Raw genomic sequence first — 18,795 nt, forward strand, 5'->3', positions numbered from 1 at the left:
CCGTCCGTGCTCGGCGTGCCTCAGTGCCCGTCCCAGCCCTGCAGGTGCTGCTGGGCGATCTGGCTGAGGCCGGTGATCCAAGCGTTGTCGTCGTTCATGCAGGGGATGTAGCGGAACGCCTGGCCGCCCGCGTGCAGGAACGCCTCGCGCGCTTCCTGGTTGATTTCCTCCAGGGTTTCCAGGCAGTCGCAGGGAAAGCCCGGGCACATCACGTCCACGCTGCGCGTGCCGGACTGGGCCATCTGGATGAGCGTGGGCTCGGTGTAGGGCTCCAGCCAGCGGGCCTTGCCGAACCGCGACTGGAAGGTCACCCGGTACTGCTCGGGCGAGAGGCCCAGGGCCTGCGCCACCAGCGTGGCGGTGGTCAGGCATTCCTGCTGGTAGGGGTCGCCCAGCTGCACGTTGCGCGCCGGAATGCCGTGAAAGCTCATCACCAGTTGCTCGGCCCGGCCGCCCTCGCGCTTCCAGTGCGCGCGCACACTCTGCGCCAGCGCCTGGATGTAGCCCGGGTGCGCGTGGTAGCTGTTCACGAAGCGAAACTCCAGCAGCCGCCGCTGCCTGCGCGTCCAGGCCTGCACGTCGTCCACCACGCTGGCCGTGGTGGTGGACGAATACTGCGGATACAGCGGCAGCACCAGCACGCGCTCGACGCCTTCGGCCTGCAGGGCATCGAGCTGCGAGGCGATCGACGGCTGCCCGTAGCGCATCGCATGGCGCACGCGCACGCCCAGGCCCGCCTCGCCCAGCCAGCCGCGCAGCAGCGTGGCCTGCTTGGCCGTCCACACGGCCAGCGGGGAGCCTTCTGGCATCCACACGCTCGCGTACTTGGCGGCGGATTTGGCGGGGCGGATGCGCAGGATGATCCCGTACAGGATGGGCAGCCAGGCCACGCGGGGAATCTCGACCACGCGCGGATCGCCCAGGAACTGCGCCAGGTAGCGGCGCAGCGCTGGTGCGGTGGGCGCCTCGGGCGTGCCCAGGTTGCACAGCAGCACGGCGGCACGGGACAAGCCGGCGGATTGCGCGGCGGCAGGGGGCAGGGGTGCCGGGGCGCCGGACAGAGGGGCAAGCGAAGAGGGCGCGGAGGTGGGGGAGGGCATGCCCGCATTGTGGCAAAGGCTACGCACCCTTTCGGCGGGCCGCGCGCGAAACCCCTGCGCTATCCTCCCCGCATGCTCGACACCCAACGCATCCGCGCCGTCACCCTCGACCTGGACGACACGCTCTGGCCCATCTGGCCCACCATCGCCCGCGCCCGCGCTGTTCTGTGCACTTGGCTGCAGGACAAGGCTCCCGCCGCGGCCGCGCTCTTGGCCGACCCCGAAGCTGCGGCCGTGCTGCGCAGCGAAGTCGTCCAGGCCCATCCGCACCTGTCGCACGACTTGAGCGCATTGGCCCGAGAAAACATTCGAACTGCGCTGCGACGTTGCCGAGAGGACACGGGCCTGACTAGTGGCGCCTTCGATGCCTTCTTCGCCGAGCGCCAGCGCGTGCAGCTGTACGACGACGCCATCGCGGCGCTGGAATTCCTGGCCGTGCGCTATCCCCTGGCGGCCCTGTCCAACGGCAATGCCAACCTGGACCTGATCGGCATCGGCGCCTATTTCCAGGCCCGCATCAGCGCACGCGAGTTCGGCATCGCCAAGCCCGATCCGCGCATCTTCCATGCGGCCGCCGAGGCCCTGGGCGTGTCGGCCGCCAGCGTGCTGCACGTGGGCGACGATGCCACGCTGGACGCGCACGGTGCCCTGGGTGCGGGCATGCAGGCGGTGTGGATCAACCGCGCCGAGGCGGCCTGGCCGCACGACGGCGAGCCGCACGCCACGGTGCCCGATCTCACCGAGCTGTGCCGGCTGCTGGCGTGACGGCCGCGCGCTCGGCCTTGGGCGCATGAACGCCCGGGCCCTGGCGGCAAGGGTGTGGATCAGCCGCTAACCTACCAATGCGGAGCCGATGCAAGGCCGCGCAGGGTGGGGCGTGTAGGCCCGATGGCTTTTCCGTGCAGGCATCCGCACGGGGGATGATTGCTGCAGTGCTATGAAATAAATAGCTGCAAGGGCAATGACTACTAGGGCATGGAGCACATTTCACTCGAAATGGCAGTGCGCAGCATGAAAGCGCCTGTGCGGCGGGCGGAACACTACGCCGGGTCCAAGCGGGCGAGGTACGCTGCGACCCGATCATCATGATCGTCGGTAGCCCCGCCACCGAACCAGAAGGCCCGGGCGGCGCCGAGGGGCTGGCGGACGGGCGCGAGCGCGCGGGCGACCGTTCGAAACGGCCTCAACGCATCGGTTTCGTCGGGCGCGCCCCAGATCGGGCGATCGCCGGCCGTGATCGAGAGAAGGTGGGTGGATCGCTCAATCTTGATGTCGGGGTCGAGGGTCAACTCGGACAGTGCGGGTTCGATCCGATCCCAATATTCGCGGCCGATGAATGTTCGCCAGCCCACATCGGCAATACCGGCGTCTTCTCCCGCCTTCCACCGATGCGGTGAACCTTCCCTGCGAAGCGCGGGCTCCACCATGTCGGCGTCGGTGCTGAACGCGGCCCGATGGCGCTCCGGATCGGCGCTCAGCAGGAACCTGAGGCTGCTTTTATGGGGCGGGAGAAATCGTCCCATGCCCATCGTGCCGCTGATGGTGGGCAGTTCCATCAAGGTCGCACTGACTTCCTCGGCGAAGTCGTGCCAATGGGGCGAGTCTTGCGGTATCGCGGTCTCCAGAAAGAAACGGTCGCTGCGCTGCTCGATGCCAAAGAACGGCAAGCCGGGGTGCGGGAAGTCGGCGAGCGCGTGGCCGTAGCGGCGCAGGCCCTCGCCATACGGGGTTCCGCCGTCCCGGGCGAGATAGGCGCGGCCGTCGTTCAGGATGCGCTGCGTCGCCGGGCGGATCTTGCCCTTGTAGCCGGGAAAGTGGTACGAGGTTTCGTTCGCCGACGTGCCGAAGCGCGCTTCGAACTGGGCGTAGAGCTTGCGAAGGTGCGGGGCGATGGTCGGGGCGTGGATCGTGCCCTCCACGATCGCGATCGACCGGAACGCGGGCACGGCCACCGGTTCGTTTTCCCACATCAAGAACTCACGCATCGGTTGCCTCCCTCCCCATTTTTCCGTGCCGGCGGGTGCTGCTCGGAATGGCGGAATCTATCGCAGATCTTTCGGCGGGTGTTACCCAATCCCACAAAGCGCAAACCCGCCGAGTGAAAACCCAGCGACCAGCCATGCAGAATGTCCTGCAAAGGGTTCTTCAATCAAAGGAGGGGTTTGGCATGCATCGACTCGATACGGGGAGTATTTTTCAACGATCGGCACACAACGTCTGGCTGGCGAGTTGCCTGGTGGGATTCGGGTTGACGGCCTGTGGCGGCGGATCGGGATCCACCACGGTCACTCTGTCCGATGCCCTGAAGGTCGACACCACGTACGGCGAAGCCGGGGTGGCCACCTTCCCGCTCGGCACGCCATCCTTCGCCAGCCTGGGCATGCAGCCGGATGGCAGGCTGCTGATTGCAGGCAGCAGGGTCTCGGTTCCCGCAGCCCCTTCGGGTTTCGGATCGCTGCCCGCCACGCAGACCTTTGTCGTCCGGATGGGCGCCGACGGAAACGTCGAAAGGGGCTTCGGCCAAAACGGCGAAGCACGGTTTTCCGTCAAGGGGTACGAGTCGATCAGCGATGTTCGACTCCAGGCCGACGGCAGAATCCTGGTGGCGGTTCAGGCGCATGAGCCCTGTTCCACTCCGTCTTCCCAAACCCGGTGCCTGACGGCGTCCGGGGAAACCGGCTCGTGGCACAACACCGTGGTCGGCCTCACCGCGAACGGGGCGGTCGACAGCACGTTCGGCACCCAGGGCATCGCGGAGGGCTTCCTCTCCACCAATTTCAGTAATCTCGCGCTGGCGATCCAGCCCGATCAGAAACCCGTTCTGCTGACGTCCAACGACCGCCCCATCCTGCAAGTGTTCGGGCGTTCTTTGCGCCGCCTGTCTGCGGACGGAATCCCCGATGCCGCGTTCAATCAACCGACGGCATCGCAGCCGCCTGCGCCCTGCGAGGCCAGCGGCGCGGCGGTGCTGGCGCTGCGCAACGGCAGCATCATCACCGCAGGCCAACTGGGTGGCCGGCTCTACGCAGACCCCCGATCCGACCCCGGGCTTTGCGTCGCGGTGCACGCGGGCGGGACGCAAGCGCAGACCTCCGGTGGCTGGACGTCCTTCGGGGCGGATTTGGAGGAATACAAGCTCGCGTCCCATCCCGATGGCGGATTTGTCGTCGCTGCCAGAACCTGCGCGGGCAGCGACTGCCATCTCAGCGTCGCCAAGTTCAGTGCCAATGGCGCGCTCGACACGTCCTTTGGCGACAAAGGCATCGAGCGCGTGGCGCTTCCTGCCAACTATCGCCTCAAATCCTTCTTCGTCCAGAGCGACGAAAGCATGAAGGCCTTCGGCGCCATTGAGGAAGCCGCGGCAGCGGGCACCACTGCACGCCGGTTCCGTGCGGTGTGGACGAGCCTGACGGGCAACGGTGCACTGGCCAACAATGACACCAACGTGGCGACTTCCATTCAGGACCCACCGACCAGCGCAGAGCCGCGCGAGGTGCTCCGGGACGGCGCGGGGCGTTGGCTCGTGATCAGCTCGGAGGAAGACAGTGCGCGCAATCTGGTGCTGAAGGTCGTGCGCACGCTGGGCACGTCCACCGGCCGTTCGTAAAACCGCTAGGCCGCGAGGAAGTCCCGGATCGCGAACAACGTGGCGTCCGGCGCCTCCGTCATCTGGTGGTGGCCGACCGGCAGGCTTGCCACCTGCACCGCCTTGCCGGCCGCGCGCGCCGCCGCGATCAGGCCTTGCGCCGCCTTCGGGTTGGTCATCTGGTCCTGCGCGCCCAGGGCGAACAGCACCGGGCAGGTGATCTGCGCGATGGCCGCCTCGCCGCCTGCATAGCGGTCACAGGCCAGAAAGCCGCGGTGGAACACGTTCACGGCCGGGTTGCTGCGCAGCACGCGGCGACCCAGGGCCATGCCCGCGCCATAGGCCCAGAAGCCCGCGCCCGAGGGCGAGGCCAGCGTGCTGCGCGAGAACACGTTCACCATGCGCAGCGCCTTCTCAGGCGTGTTCAGGGCCGACTCGATGAGGGCGGGGGATACCTTCATCGGGTAGGCGGTGCCCACCAGCACCAGGTGCGTGATGCGGTCCTGCAGGCGGGCGGCGGCCTCCAGCGCGATCAGCGATCCCCAGCTGTGGCCCACCAGCGCGGCGCGCGCCACGCCCGCCGCATCCAGCAGCGCGGCGATGAAGCCGGCCGCCTGCTCGACGCTTTCGGGCGCATCGCCCTCGCTGCGGCAGTGGCCCGGCAGGTCCACGGCCAGCACGTTCCAGCCGTGGTTGGCGAAGTAGCGGCTTTGCAGCGCCCATACGCTGTGGTCGTTGAGCACGCCGTGGATGAAGACGACGGTCGGCTTGGCCGCGTCGAACGCCTTGCCGCCGGTGTAGCAGTAGGTGTCGTGGCCGTTGACGGTGATGCGCATCACGCACCTGCCTTTTCTGCGGCTTTCAGCGCGCGCTGCAGGTCGTCGATGAGGTCGTCCGCGTCCTCCAGGCCGATCGACAGGCGGATCGTGCCCTGCGAGATGCCGGCCTGGGCGAGCGCCTCGTCGCTCATGCGAAAGTGCGTGGTGCTGGCCGGGTGGATCACCAGGCTGCGGCAGTCGCCCACGTTGGCCAGGTGGCTGAAGACCTTCAGCGTTTCGATGAATTGCTTGCCCTGCGCGCGGTTGCCCTTCAGGTCGAAGCTGAACACCGATCCCGCGCCGCGCGGCAGCAGCTTTTGCGCCAGCGCGTGGCTGGGGTGCGAATCGAGCATCGGGTGCCCCACGCGCGAGACGAAGGGGTGGCTGGCCAGGAACTCCACCACCTTCTGCGTATTGCGCATGTGGCGCTCCATGCGCAGCGGCAGCGTCTCGATGCCCTGCAGGATCAGCCAGGCCGTGTGCGGGCTCATGCATGCGCCGAAGTCGCGCAGGCCCTCGCGCCGCGCGCGCAGCAAAAAGGCGCCCACGGTGCTTTCCTCGGTGAACACCATGTTGTGAAAGCCGTCGTAGGGCTGGGTCAGTTCGGCGAAGCGCCCCGCGGTGCGCGGGCCCTCCCAGTCGAAGCTGCCGCCGTCCACCACGATCCCGCCGATCACGGTGCCGTGGCCCGACAGGAACTTGGTGGCCGAGTGGTACACCAGGTCCGCACCGTGCTCGAAGGGCCGCATGAGCCACGGCGAGGTGAGGGTGGAGTCCACCAGCAGCGGCACGCCGGCCTCGTGCGCGATGGCGCTCACCGTGGGAATGTCCAGCACGTCCAGGCCCGGGTTGCCCACGGTCTCGCCGAAGAACAGGCGGGTGTTGGGCCGCGCCGCGGCGCGCCAGCCGTCGATGTCGCCCGGGGCGACGAAGGTGGTCTCGATGCCGAAGCGTGCCAGCGTGTAGTGCAGCAGGTTCTGCGATCCGCCATACAGCGCGGTGCTGGCCACGATGTGGCTGCCGGCGCCCATCAGCGTGCAGATCGCCAGGTGCAGCGCGGCCTGGCCGCTGGCCACCGCGATGGCGCCCACGCCGCCTTCCAGGGCGGCCACGCGTTGCTCCAGCACGGCGTTGGTGGGGTTGCTGATGCGGCTGTACACGTGGCCCGGGCGCTCCAGGTTGAACAGCGCGGCCGCGTGGTCGCTCGACTCGAACACGAACGACGTCGTGAGGTGGATGGGAACGGCGCGCGCCCCGGTGGCCGGGTCGGGCGAGGCGCCCGCGTGCAGCGCCAGTGTGTCGAAGCCAGGGTCTGAGTAACCGGGCATCCGTGTCTCCTCTGTAGGGGGGTAAGCGCCGCATTGTGGGCTATATTGCGCAGGATTCAGCCAGCAGCGCCCTGGCGCGCACCACGGAGACCTCCCCCATGAAAGTCAGCGACATCCTTCGCGTCAAAGGCAACACCCTCTACACCGTCAACGCCGACGAGCCGCTGTCCCAGGCCGCTGAAATCATGTCCGAAAAGGACATCGGCTCGCTCGTGGTCATGGACCTGGGGGACCTGGTGGGCATGCTCACCTTCCGCGAAGTGATTCAGGCCGTGGTGAAGAACGGCGGTTCGGTCGGCACCCTGCTCGTGCGCACCGCCATGGACGACGCACCGCTCACCTGCACGCTCGAGACCGACATGGACGAGGTGCGCCGCATGATGCTCAACCGCCATGCCCGCTACATGCCGGTGATGGACAAGAAGATGCTCATGGGCGTGATCAGCTTCTACGACGTCGCCAAGGCTGTCGTGGATGCCCAGAACTTCGAGAACAAGATGCTCAAGGCCTACATCCGCGACTGGCCCGAGGAAGACGCCCGCCCGGCGGTCTGATCGCTCCCTTCAAGCCAAACAGGTCCCATGCCGTGGTATCGATTGCCTGGGTTGCTATGTTTTTAATAGCATTCGGCGCGAGGTGGGATGGTTCGGGCCGGGCCGCAAGGCTCGGTGATAATCGCGCCCCATGAGCGGCAACACACTCGGCACCCTATTCGCAGTCACCAACTTCGGTGAATCCCACGGCCCGGCCATCGGCTGCGTGATCGACGGCTGCCCCCCCGGCATGCCCCTGTCCGAGGCGGACATCCAGGCCGACCTGGACCGCCGCCGCCCCGGCACCAGCCGCCACGTCACCCAGCGCAACGAGGCCGACACGGTCGAGATCCTCTCCGGCGTGTACGAAGGCAAGACCACCGGCACGCCCATCGCCCTGCTGATCCGCAACACCGACCAGCGCAGCAAGGACTACTCCAACATCGCCGAGAGCTTTCGCCCCGGCCACGCCGACTACACCTACTGGCACAAGTTCGGCATCCGCGACCCGCGCGGCGGCGGGCGTTCGTCGGCGCGGCTCACCGCCCCCACGGTGGCGGCCGGCGCGGTCGCCAAGAAGTGGCTGTCCGAGAAATACGGCGTGCGGTTTCGCGCCTGCATGACGCAGATCGGCGAGCTGGCCATTCCGTTCGAAAGCTGGGACCACGTGCCCCAGAACCCGTTCTTCGCGCCGGTCGCCGATGTGTCCGCGTACGAGGACTACATGGACGCGCTGCGCAAGTCGGGCGATTCGTGCGGCGCGCGCATCCGCGTGCAGGCCACCGGCGTTCCGGTCGGCCTGGGCGAGCCGCTGTACGACAAGCTGGATGCCGACATCGCCCACGCGATGATGGGCCTGAACGCCGTCAAGGGCGTAGAGATCGGCGCGGGCTTTGCCAGCGTGGCGCAGCGCGGCACCACGCACGGCGATTCGCTCACGCCCCGGGGCTTTGCCAGCAACAACGCCGGCGGCGTGCTGGGCGGCATCAGCACGGGGCAGGACATCGAAGTGTCGCTGGCCATCAAGCCCACCAGCTCCATCATCAGCCCGCGCGAATCCATCGACGTGCATGGCCAGAGCACCGAGGTCATCACCAAGGGCCGGCACGACCCCTGCGTGGGCATCCGCGCCGCGCCCATCGCCGAGGCCCTGCTGGCGCTGGTCGTGATGGACCATGCCCTGCGCCACCGAGGGCAGTGCGGCGACGTCGAGCCGCCGGTGCCGCCGATCCAGGCATCGTTTCTCTGAGCCTGAGGCCCTCGGGCCGCCTGCTGCGCCTCAGCGCGCGGCCGAGGCAGGCACGGGGGGCGCCACAGGCACCGACGCTGCCGGCGCACCGGGGGCTGCCGTGCCAGGTGCATTGCCCGTGGCGGCAACGGGGGCGGCGACAGGGACCGGTGCCGGCGCATGCTCCAGCCGGTACCAGCGCCAGGCGGCCACCGCCAGCACGGCGACGACCAGCAATCCCCCCGCCGCCAGCCACACTGGCCGGCGCGACTCGGCGAACGGGTCGTCCAGCAACCGGCGTGCGTTGGCCGGTACCCGGGCCGTCTGCGACAGCGAGCCTCCCAGCCGCGTGTTGATACGCATGCGGCCGTTGATGGCCCAGCCGCTCGCGTCCAGGATCGGCCCCAGGCTGCGCTGGCGCAGCTTGAGCCACGCGATCAGCATGCTCGGCCCGGAAATGGCCAGCACGATGCCGACGAGCGCCAGCGGAATCCAGACCCCCAGGTCCACGAACTTGCCGAAGATGCCCACCAGCACCGCGCTGATGCTGCCCAGCGCCACACCGATCGCTGCCACCGTGCCAACGTCGGTGCGGCGCCCGGGCTCCACCACGGTGGACGCAGCGGGCGCGGTGCTACCGGCCTTGAGCGGCGTGTTGGCCAATTGCCCGGCCGTGGCACCCAGGGACTTTTCCACCCGCGCATCGCTGGCCGAGGCCCGCTTGGCCACCTGCTCCTCGATCATGCGCAGGAATTTCTTGTAGGGCGAGAAGAACGCCTGCGCGATGCTGGTGGGGTTCTCGATCAGCTTGGTGATGGTGGCGTCCCAGTCGTGGCCCTGCCGGTCGTAGAAGACGCCGTTGCGCCCCACGAACAGAAAGTCCACGTCGCCCGCCGTGAACGCCGCCACGATGGTCATCTTCTGTCCCTTGCGCGTGCAGTCGCAGTAGGCCAGGTAGGTCTTGGCCAGCCCGGCGAGCTTGGCGTGCTTGCCCGCATCCGCCACCTGCACGGTCAGGTCGCAGCTGCGTGCGTCCAGGTACAGCGTGCCGGCCTGGAAGATCGCGCCTTCGCGCTGGTAGAACGCCGAGAACGAGACGAAATTGTTCAGCAGCACGAGCAGGTCGCGCCGAAAGCGCAGCAGCTTCTCGAGGTCCAGCATCTGCGTGTTGTGTGCCTTCTCGGCCTCGTCCTGCTCGATCAGGGCCATCACGCGCTCGCGCACGCCGCTCTCATGCAACTGGCGGAGGGCATCGTCCTTGAGCGCATCCAGCCGGGTGGCCGGCTTGTCGGCCAGCCATTGCTGGCAGGGGGCCAGGGCCTTCTGAACCTGCTCCCACTCTTGTTCGGTCAGCGCCTCGGCGGGGCGGCCGAGCAGCGGCTCCACCGCTTGGTCCCGGAATGTCTGCAGGGCCTGGGCCCAGGCGGGATTGGTGCCGCGCGCCAGGGGCAGGGCGCCATGGGGCGTGATGGGCGCCAGGGGCAGGGCGGCCACCGCGGGGGACGATGCATCCAGATCGACCCCCGCCATCGCGGCGTATTCCTCCTGCGTGGGGTTGAGTGCCGCCGCTGCGCGCGGATCGTAGGCGGCGAGCCGGGACCGCGCGAAGAAATCGTCGATTTTGTGGCGCACCGCGTTCATCGCCTGCGTGGCGGCGAGCGTGCGATCGCCGAGCGCCAGTCCGGCGGTGCGGTCATTGGCCTGGGCCGACCAGGCGTGCCATTTCGCCACCTCGGCAAAGAAGGCCTCGGCATGCGCGCGGTCCACCCCTTTCAGGGCCTCCTGGGGGACGCCTTTCACGGGTTTCTGCTCGATGGGCACGCTGCCGTGCGTGGCGATGATCTGCTCGATCGCCTCCCGCGCCGGCGTGTCGTCCTGCGCCGTGTCCGGCGTGATCGAGCCATCGCCGTTGAAGCGCATGGCGCTCAGCTGTTCGCTGCGTTCCAGCACCTGGGCCAGCGTGATGGTGGTGGCATCGGGCTGGTCGGCCAGCGCGAGGATGCGCCGCGCCTGCGCCACCAGCGCGGCACCCTCGTCCGTGGTGGCGTCGATGGCCTGCAGATCCAGTGCATCGGCCGGCCGGGCCAGCAGGTCGGGGTCGCCCAGCCGGGCACAGGCCCATGCGCAGGCCGCCAGCAGTTCCGGCGGGCGGATGCGCCCGTCCTTGTCGGTGTCGATCAGGTCCAGCGTGCGTGGGTCGAACTCGATGCCGCGCGTGGGGCAGGCCAGGGCCACCCAGAGTTTCTGGTCCAGTTCGGCCAGATGGGCGATGTCGGCGCCGGTGCGGATGGTGACCTGGTCCACGCCACCGGCGCGAAAGAATTGCCAGGTGTGGCGGTGGGCAGGCCCGCTGTTGGTTTGGGCAGCGGATGCGGGCGAAGTGGGATGGTTGGAAATCGGCGGCTGGGATTCCATGGAGCGAGGGCGGCGGACGCGGATCGTAGCGAGGACGCCGGGCACGCAGACCGCTCCGGCGGACGAAGCGGCCCAGTTTAGAACGCAGAGGCGGCCACGTGGCCGCCTGCCTTGTCAGACAGCGCGCCGTTTTCGTTTGCTATGGAATCGATAGCTATCGCCGCATAGTAGTCATGCGGTGAGGGCCCGAAAGATCCCAGGCCATCGATTCTTACTTGCGCACTTCGTCCACCAGCGCGCGGAAGTCGTCGATGTCCTCGAAGCTGCGGTACACGCTGGCAAAGCGGATGTAGGCCACCTTGTCGAGCTTTTTGAGTTCGCGCATCACCCACTCGCCGATCTGGCTGGAAGGCACCTCGCGCTGCCCCAGGTTGAGCAGCGTTTCCTCGATGCGCTCGATGGCGCTGTCGATCTGCACCGTGCTGACCGGGCGCTTGCGCAGCGCCAGGTTGAACGAGGCCAGCAGTTTGGCCCGTTCGTATTCGATGCGCCGGCCGTCCTTCTTCACGATGGACGGAAAGTTCACTTCCGGCCGCTCGTAGGTGGTGAAGCGCTTGTCGCATGCGCCGCACTGGCGGCGGCGGCGCACGAAATCCCCGTCCTCGGCCACCCGCGTTTCCACCACCTGCGTTTCGGGGTGGCTGCAAAAGGGGCACTTCATCGGAAGGCCCCCCCATCATGCCGGCGGAAAAGGGCCGCCGAGCGGGCCGAGGCTGGCGCCAGCGCCCGTTCTGCCCCGGTTTGGCCAGGGCAGGCGGCGCTGAGCGGAGAGCGGGGCATGGGTCAGCCGTAGACGGGAAAGCGCGAGGTCAGCGCGTGCACCTTGGCCCGCACCGCGGCCAGGTTGGCTTCGTCGCGCGGGTTGTCCAGCACGTCGGCCAGCAGATGGGCCGTGAGGCGCGTTTCCTCTTCCTTGAAACCCCGTGTCGTGATGGCCGGCGTGCCCACGCGGATGCCGCTGGTCACCATCGGCTTTTCAGGGTCGTTGGGAATCGAGTTCTTGTTGATGGTGATGTGGGCGTTGCCCAGGGCGGCTTCGGCTTCCTTGCCGGTGATGCCCTTGGCGCGCAGGTCCACCAGCATCACGTGGCTTTCGGTGCGGCCGCTCACGATGCGCAGGCCGCGCTCGATCAGCGTCTCGGCGAACACCTTGGCGTTCTTGGCGACCTGCTCCTGGTAGGCCTTGAAGCCCGGCTCCAGCGCTTCCTTGAAGGCCACGGCCTTGGCGGCGATCACGTGTTCCAGCGGGCCGCCTTGCAGGCCGGGAAAGATGGCGCTGTTGATGGCCTTCTCGTGCTCGGACTTCATCAGGATGATGCCGCCGCGCGGGCCGCGCAGGCTCTTGTGCGTGGTGGAGGTGACCACGTCGGCATGGGGCACGGGGTTGGGGTACTGGCCCGCGACCACGAGACCGGCGTAGTGGGCGATGTCCACCCAGAAGATCGCGCCGATTTCCTTGGCGATCTTTGCGAAGCGCTCGAAGTCGATGCGCAGGGAATAGGCCGATGCGCCGGCGATGATCAGCTTGGGCTTGTGCTCGCGGGCCTTGGCTTCGAGCGCGTCGTAGTCGATCTCTTCCTTGTCGTTGAGGCCGTACGAAACGATGTTGAACCACTTGCCGCTCATGTTCAGCGGCATGCCGTGCGTGAGGTGGCCGCCTTCGGCCAGGCTCATGCCGAGGATGGTGTCGCCGGGCTTGAGGAAGGCCAGCAGCACGGCCTGGTTGGCCTGCGAACCGGAGTTGGGCTGCACGTTGGCGGCTTCGGCGCCGAAGAGCTTCTTCACGCGGTCGATGGCCAGTTGCTCGACCACGTCCACGTTCTCGCAGCCGCCGTAGTAGCGCTTGCCGGGATAGCCTTCGGCGTACTTGTTGGTGAGCTGCGAGCCCTGGGCGGCCATGACGGCGGGGGACGCGTAGTTTTCGCTGGCGATCAGCTCGATGTGCTGTTCCTGGCGAACGTTTTCGGCCTGGATGGCGGCCCAGATTTCAGGGTCGGCCTGGCTGACGAGGATATTGCGTTGGTACATGTTGGCAGTCCTATGAACTGGTGTCCCTTGAAACAAGGGCTGCCCAGGCGAACGGCGGAACACAGCAGACCTTTCAGCCCGTGCGGCACGCTCCCCAGTGGTTCACAGGGGGTGAACCCCTGTCGGTTTCCACGTCAGCGGCGGCAGTGGAGTGCCGCGCCTATCGCCAGTTGCGTACCCCGCGAGTGTAGCTGACCGCACCGGGCCTGGAGCCCGAGGATGAATCGATGCCCCAAGTCGGGCACCGTCGGTTCAAAGGTCGGAGAGAAGCGCGACCTTGTCAGCGCTGGCCTTGGGGGCTTCCGCTTCGGCGGCCGCCTTGGCGGGAACGGTCTGTGCCGGCGCCTGCGTGGAGAGCATCGGCGGGGCAGCCGGCGTGGCGGGAGCCGGCGGTTGCAAGGGCACCGAGCGGCCGCTGGCCACCTGGCGCAGGCGGAAGTGCTCGGCCAGCACCTTGGCGGCGTACCCGCCATCGTCGGGCAGATTGGCCGCGCCGACGTAGTAGCGCAGACCGCCTTCGAGGGAGCCGGCGCGGGTGATGCATTCCTGCAGTACCTTCACGCCCACGCGCAGGTTGCTCACCGGATCGAAGGCCGCGAAGTGGCCGCCGAAATTCTGGTACTTGTCGGTGTGCACGTTCGTCATGACCTGCATCAGGCCCTGGGCGCCCACCGCGCTCTGGGCGAAGGGGTTGAAGCTCGACTCCACGGCCATGATCGACAGGATCAACGTGGGGTCCAGCTTGGTCTTGCCGCCGATTTCATAGGCCTCGGCCACCAGCACTGCCAAAGGCTCCGGCGCCACGCGGTACTTCTTGCTCAGCCAATAGGTGACGGCTGCCTGCTCCTTGGGGAGTTCCTTCGGATTGCTCGCCGTGGCGCGCTCGCTGGCTTCCGGCTCGATGGGCGTGCCCATGACCGCGACCTGGCGGGCTTGCAGCCAGCCCATCAGCTTTTCCTCTCCGGTCTGGCGCAGGTCGGGACGTGCGGTCAAAGTGATGACGGCAAAAGCGACAGCCAGGCCGAGGAGGGCGAAGCTGCTGTGGGTGATTTCAAGAAAACCGTCGATCACATCGGATGCGAACGTTCGCACTCCGGCGACCACTGTTCCTAACGCTGTCATGTAGCTTTTCCTTTCTGAGTCGAGGCCTGAGCAAGGTGGCCCACAAGGGGCCAGGCCGTGCCAGGCATCTCGCCTGGATTGGTACGCCATCAGGTTCGCATTGCCTCCGGAGAGCGTTCAATGACCGAACTGACTTAGCCGGGATCGGCAGCGGATGGAAGATCGTCAACCCCGTTTTTCAGGGCTCGCGGATTCTAGGAGGGCTCTTAATACAGAGTCAATACTAACAAAGACGATCATTAGATCAATTTGATCTTAAAAATCTGGTAGGAAACACAGGTTTATAGGGTGCATCGGCACCCTTGCATGAGGCATCGTTACCGCTTCTGCAGCCCTACGGTGATGAATGCAATCGGGGCATGGATAGCGATTGAAAATCCAGCTTGTGGTGGCCCGTCAACTTGGCTAAAGTGGCCTTGCCTGAGTGATTCAGGCATCGCCGGACGAAGCGGAGCCGCCCTCCAGACGCATGCAGTGCACTGAAGGTGACTGGTCAAACTTCCAAGGCAGACCCCGGAGGCAATACCTTGCCTCCTGCCCCGTGGACGTTCAAACTCCAGGGTGCAAATGATGGCAAAAGACCGTTGTGTCAGCCGTCAAGCCCGGTGCGGATCGACAGATTCCACCGGGCTTTCTTTTTTGCGACTGGTTACATGTTGCGCCGGCCGATTTCTGCTCGAATCCCATGATCTGTGCAATGGAAACCGGATTCTGACGTGCCTCTGCAAGCGCTTTCGATCATCAAAAACCTGTGGGTGCGCCGCGTGGCGTGGGCGTTGCTGGCCTGGCTGGGACTCTGGGCGCTGGCCTGGGTCGTGGTTCCGCCCGTGCTCCGCCATGTGTTGCACACCACAGTGTCCGAGCAGTTGGGGCGAGAACTGTCTGTCGGGACGATCAATTTCAAACCATGGACCCTGGAGCTGGAACTGCGGGATCTGAGGATGGCGGCAGAGACTTCGGGCAAGGAACCCCAGGTAGAAATTCAGCGCCTCTATATAGATGCGGAACTGCAGTCCCTTTGGCATCTGGCGCCGGTGATCGACGCGCTGGAGATCGATGGACCCACGTTGCGCCTGGCGCGCACGTCGGCTGGGCAGACCGACTTCGATGACCTGCTGAAAAAGCTTTCGGCACCATCCTCGGCGACGGCTGCGCCCGATGCGCAGCCCCAGCGGTTTTCGCTCTACAACATCGTGGTGAGGGATGGCGCGGTGGATTTCGGCGATGCGCCGCAAAAACGGGTCCACACCGTGCGTGGATTTTCCCTGAGCGTGCCGTTTCTGAGCAACCTGCCGGCAGACCGCACCGTGAAGGTCGCGCCCCATCTGGCCTTTCAACTCAATGGCACGGCGTTCACGACCGGGGCTCAGAGCACGCCATTTCTGGACAGCCGGGACACCGAAGCCACGCTGCAGTTCAAGGGGCTGGATCTGCAGCCGTTCCTGGCCTACCTTCCTCCCGGCATGCCGGTGCGCATCGAGCAAGGCACGCTGGACGCCGATCTGCGGCTGACGTTCCAGAAACAGTCCGAACCCGCTCTCTCGGTGAGCGGCGTCGTGCAGCTCCATGGTGCACGCGTGAGCGATCGACAGGGTGGCCCACTGCTGTCGTTCGACATGGCCACCGCCCAGGTAGCGGCGCTGCAGCCCTTCCAGCGGAAGGTGCATGTGGCCTCGCTGGAGTGGCGCGGGCCGCACGCGACGGTGCGGCGTGACCGGGAAGGGCGCATGGCCCTGCTGGGCGGCGCGGCACAAGGCCAGGGTGCCACGAAGGCGGGGACCACTGCGGCTCCCGATGCGCCGTGGGATATGGTTGTGGATCGGGTGGCCATCAACGGGGGGCAGGTGGACTGGCTGGACGAGGGTACGGCGGTGCCCGCCCGTATCTCGGCACGCGACCTGCGGGTGCGCGCGACCCAGCTGGCCTTGCCACTCACCCGGCCAATGCAGTTCACCGCGGATGCCCGGCTGTCATCGGAAGCGGGGAGCGACGCCGCGACCTTGTTGCTTCAAGGGGAGGTGCTGGCGCAATCGGGCCGCGTGGCCGTGTCCGCCCGCGGCTGGCCGCTGTCCATGGCCCGGCCGTACCTGGCCAACCTGGTCCAGCCCCAACTGGACGGAACGCTGGATTCCGATGGGGGCGTCGCCTGGAACGGCTCCTCATGGGCGGCAAAGATCGCTAAGCTGTCGGTGGATCGCGCCGAATGGGCCTGTGCTCCGGCTGGGCGGGACTGCCCAGCGGGGACCGCCACGGTCTCGGGCCTGCGCAACAACGCGGCCTGGGCTGAAATCGGCCGCATCGAGGTCGAGGATGCGTTGATCCGGATGCCGCAGCGCACCGCTGCCATCGCGCGGGTGGCGACGTCGCAGCCCAAAGTGCGCCTGGAGCGCACTGGGGACGGGCGCTGGATGGTGGAGCGCTGGCTGACGACGGTGCCCGACACCGCAGGGAAAGGCCGTGTGCCAGTCACCGCCGCAACGCGGGCGGATGCCGCCCCCGGCTGGAGCGTGCAACTGGCCGAAGTGTCGGTGGACGGCGGAGCGCTGGCGTTCAACGATGCGGCCAAGGCACAGCCTGTGGCGGTACTGCTCGACACCTTCCAGATGCGGGCCAAGGGCTTGGCATGGCCTGTGAATGCCGGCGCACCTCCAGTGTCGTTGTCGCTGTCGGCACGCCTGGGGGCCGGGCGGACAGATCCCGGCAACCTGGCCTATGAAGGAACGGTGCAGATGACGCCCCTGTTGGCACAGGGCAAGGTGCAGGCGTCCCGCCTGCCACTGCATCCCTTCAAGCCGTATGTGGACAACCCGTTGGCGGTCGATGTCGTGCGTGCCCTCGGCAGCTTCAATGGCGAGGTGCGTTATGCCGCGCAAACCGACGGCCCGGCCGTCGGCGTGCGGGGAAATGCCGCACTGGACGACGTGCGGGTGAGGGCCCTGGCCGTTCGCCCAGCCGCGAATGGACCGGCCGACGGGGCTGCACCCATCCGCGGGGAAGAACTGCTGAACTGGAAGTCGCTGGCCCTGCAGGGGGTGGATTTCACCCTGGCGCCCGGAAAGCCAACCGCGCTCGACGTCAAGGAAACGGCGTTGAGCGACTTTTTTGCCCGCATCATCGTTCAGCCGAATGGACGCATCAATCTGCAGGACCTTTCTCAGCCTGCCCAGGGGCCAACCGGTGGAACGGCAACAGCGGAGGCTTCCCCCGACATCACCCCAGCGGCTGGCTCGACGCCGCCCCAGGCCACCAAGCCGGCAATGGCGCCGGTCATGCGTTTCGGCCCCGTGCTGCTCACTGGCGGTTCGGTGCGTTTTACCGATTCGTTCGTTCGGCCCAACTATTCAGCGGACCTGAGCGAATTGAATGGTCGCCTGGGGGCTTTTGCGTCCGCGCCCTCCGCCGAGGGCGGTGAGCCCGCCATGGCCGAACTTCAACTGCGCGGACGGGCGCAGGGCTCGGCCTCGCTCGACATCACGGGGCGCCTGAATCCGCTGGCCAAGCCCTTGGCACTGGACATCCAGGGACGGATGCGCGATCTGGAACTGCCGCCGCTTTCGCCCTACAGCATCAAGTACGCGGGCCATGGCATCGAGCGGGGCAAGCTGAGCATGGACGTCAACTATCGTGTTCTGCCGAATGGTCAATTGACGGCCAGCAACAAGCTCGTGCTGAACCAGTTGCGTTTTGGCGAGCCGGTGGAGGGCGCTCCGGCCAGTTTGCCCGTGCGTCTGGCCGTTGCCTTGCTGGCCGACCGCAATGGTGTGATCGACGTGGAACTGCCGATCAATGGCTCGCTGAACGACCCCCAGTTCCGCCTGGGGCCGGTGATTTTTCGCGCGGTGGGCAACTTGGTGATGAAGGCGATCACTTCGCCCTTTTCCCTGCTGGCCGGATGGATGGGCGGCAGTTCTGAGCTGGATCGCGTCAACTTCGCCCCGGGCAGCGCGGCACTGGACGATGAAGCCCGAAAGACGCTCGACAAGATCGGACAGGCACTCTCGGAGCGACCGGGACTGAACATGACTGTCGCCGGCCACGCTCAGCGAGAGGCCGAACAAGAGGGCTGGAAACGGGCTGCGCTGCAGTCCCGGGTGGCGGCACAAGCGCGCCGCATGGCTGCGCGGGGCGATCAAACGCCCTCGGAACCCCAGGCGCTGGCGCCGGGCTCGCCGCAGTACGCTGACTCGCTCAAGGAGGTGTATCGCCGCACCGACATGGCCAAGCCCCGCAATCTGGTCGGCATGGCGAAGGATCTGTCCGTGCCAGAAATGGAAGCCTTGTTATTGGCGGACATGGCGATTCCCGATGACGCGATGAGAGAACTGGCACAGGCACGGGCGGTAGCGGTCCGTGACTATCTGGCGGGGCGGCAAGTCGCGCTGGGACGATTGTTCGTCGGCGCACCGAAAATCGATTCGGAGAGTGCGAACGGTGCACCCCACGCCGAACTCACTTTGTCCACTCGCTGACAGGGCGCATCCGGTGGAAACAAGCTTTTTCATCCATCCATGGCCGTGGGCTACATTGCCGTATTGCAGTCGCAGCGCGGCACCCCATATTCAGCCCTCCAGTGTCTGAACCATGGCCCCATGTGCCCGCTGAGCCCGAATAAAAACGTCCCATGTAGGGGACTTGCT

At 66.9% G+C, this 18,795-nt stretch carries 13 protein-coding genes and 1 riboswitch; of the genes, 5 read left to right on the forward strand and 8 right to left on the reverse strand.

What is annotated here, in order from left to right:
• Positions 1-20: 20 nt before the first annotated feature.
• The gene (gene hemH, locus AVAK2825_RS18990) at positions 21-1,100 is read right to left on the reverse strand and encodes a ferrochelatase (protein ID WP_284401771.1); all 1,080 of its coding nucleotides are present in this window, start codon (positions 1,098-1,100) and stop codon (positions 21-23) included.
• Between the two features lie 72 nt (positions 1,101-1,172).
• Here hemH and AVAK2825_RS18995 point away from each other — a divergent pair, with 72 nt between their 5' ends.
• The gene (locus tag AVAK2825_RS18995; protein ID WP_284401773.1) at positions 1,173-1,865 is read left to right on the forward strand and encodes an HAD family hydrolase; all 693 of its coding nucleotides are present in this window, start codon (positions 1,173-1,175) and stop codon (positions 1,863-1,865) included.
• 275 nt (positions 1,866-2,140) lie between these two features.
• Here AVAK2825_RS18995 and AVAK2825_RS19000 read toward each other — a convergent pair whose 3' ends face one another.
• Positions 2,141-3,085: a hypothetical protein gene (locus AVAK2825_RS19000; protein ID WP_284401775.1), complete on the reverse strand. Its 945-nt coding sequence runs from the start codon at positions 3,083-3,085 to the stop codon at positions 2,141-2,143.
• Positions 3,086-3,267: 182 nt separating this feature from the next.
• On the opposite strand from AVAK2825_RS19000, the gene AVAK2825_RS19005 reads away from it, so the two are divergent.
• The gene (locus AVAK2825_RS19005) at positions 3,268-4,707 is read left to right on the forward strand and encodes an NHL repeat-containing protein (protein ID WP_284401777.1); all 1,440 of its coding nucleotides are present in this window, start codon (positions 3,268-3,270) and stop codon (positions 4,705-4,707) included.
• A 5-nt stretch (positions 4,708-4,712) separates the two neighbouring features.
• Here the strand turns inward: AVAK2825_RS19005 and AVAK2825_RS19010 are convergent, their stop codons facing one another.
• Together AVAK2825_RS19010 and AVAK2825_RS19015 are read right to left on the reverse strand one after the other, a co-directional pair.
• The gene (locus AVAK2825_RS19010; protein WP_284401907.1) at positions 4,713-5,522 is read right to left on the reverse strand and encodes an alpha/beta fold hydrolase; all 810 of its coding nucleotides are present in this window, start codon (positions 5,520-5,522) and stop codon (positions 4,713-4,715) included.
• Complete coding sequence (locus AVAK2825_RS19015; RefSeq protein WP_284401779.1) at positions 5,522-6,832, reverse strand: O-acetylhomoserine aminocarboxypropyltransferase; 1,311 nt, start codon at positions 6,830-6,832, stop codon at positions 5,522-5,524. Before AVAK2825_RS19015 ends, AVAK2825_RS19010 begins: the two co-directional genes overlap by 1 nt.
• A 98-nt stretch (positions 6,833-6,930) precedes the next feature.
• Here AVAK2825_RS19015 and AVAK2825_RS19020 point away from each other — a divergent pair, with 98 nt between their 5' ends.
• Together AVAK2825_RS19020 and aroC are read left to right on the forward strand one after the other, a co-directional pair.
• Entirely contained in the window at positions 6,931-7,386 is a 456-nt protein-coding gene (locus AVAK2825_RS19020; RefSeq protein WP_272563967.1) for a CBS domain-containing protein, read from the forward strand.
• Between the two features lie 130 nt (positions 7,387-7,516).
• Positions 7,517-8,614, forward strand: a complete 1,098-nt coding sequence (gene aroC / locus AVAK2825_RS19025; protein WP_272563966.1) for a chorismate synthase — start codon at positions 7,517-7,519, stop codon at positions 8,612-8,614.
• A gap of 30 nt (positions 8,615-8,644) precedes the next feature.
• Here aroC and AVAK2825_RS19030 read toward each other — a convergent pair whose 3' ends face one another.
• From AVAK2825_RS19030 to AVAK2825_RS19045, 4 genes are all read right to left on the reverse strand, one after another.
• Positions 8,645-11,008 carry a hypothetical protein gene (locus AVAK2825_RS19030; RefSeq protein ID WP_284401783.1) on the reverse strand — a complete coding sequence of 788 codons (2,364 nt, stop codon included), beginning with the start codon at positions 11,006-11,008 and terminating at the stop codon, positions 8,645-8,647.
• 211 nt (positions 11,009-11,219) lie between these two features.
• Positions 11,220-11,669 (reverse strand): transcriptional regulator NrdR, encoded by a 450-nt coding sequence (gene nrdR, locus AVAK2825_RS19035; protein ID WP_272563964.1) that lies wholly within the window; start codon positions 11,667-11,669, stop codon positions 11,220-11,222.
• A 122-nt stretch (positions 11,670-11,791) separates the two neighbouring features.
• Complete coding sequence (gene glyA / locus AVAK2825_RS19040) at positions 11,792-13,036, reverse strand: serine hydroxymethyltransferase (RefSeq protein ID WP_272563963.1); 1,245 nt, start codon at positions 13,034-13,036, stop codon at positions 11,792-11,794.
• A 34-nt stretch (positions 13,037-13,070) separates the two neighbouring features.
• Positions 13,071-13,220, reverse strand: a riboswitch (ZMP/ZTP riboswitch).
• Between the two features lie 68 nt (positions 13,221-13,288).
• A complete protein-coding gene (locus AVAK2825_RS19045) occupies positions 13,289-14,158 on the reverse strand; it encodes a lytic transglycosylase domain-containing protein (protein ID WP_284401787.1) in 870 nt (289 codons plus the stop codon).
• A gap of 716 nt (positions 14,159-14,874) precedes the next feature.
• On the opposite strand from AVAK2825_RS19045, the gene AVAK2825_RS19050 reads away from it, so the two are divergent.
• The gene (locus AVAK2825_RS19050) at positions 14,875-18,627 is read left to right on the forward strand and encodes a DUF748 domain-containing protein (RefSeq protein WP_284401790.1); all 3,753 of its coding nucleotides are present in this window, start codon (positions 14,875-14,877) and stop codon (positions 18,625-18,627) included.
• The last annotated feature ends 168 nt before the right edge of the window (positions 18,628-18,795 follow it).

Source organism: Acidovorax sp. SUPP2825 (assembly GCF_030158995.1).
In the GTDB taxonomy this organism is placed as follows: Bacteria; Pseudomonadota; Gammaproteobacteria; order Burkholderiales; family Burkholderiaceae_C; genus Paracidovorax.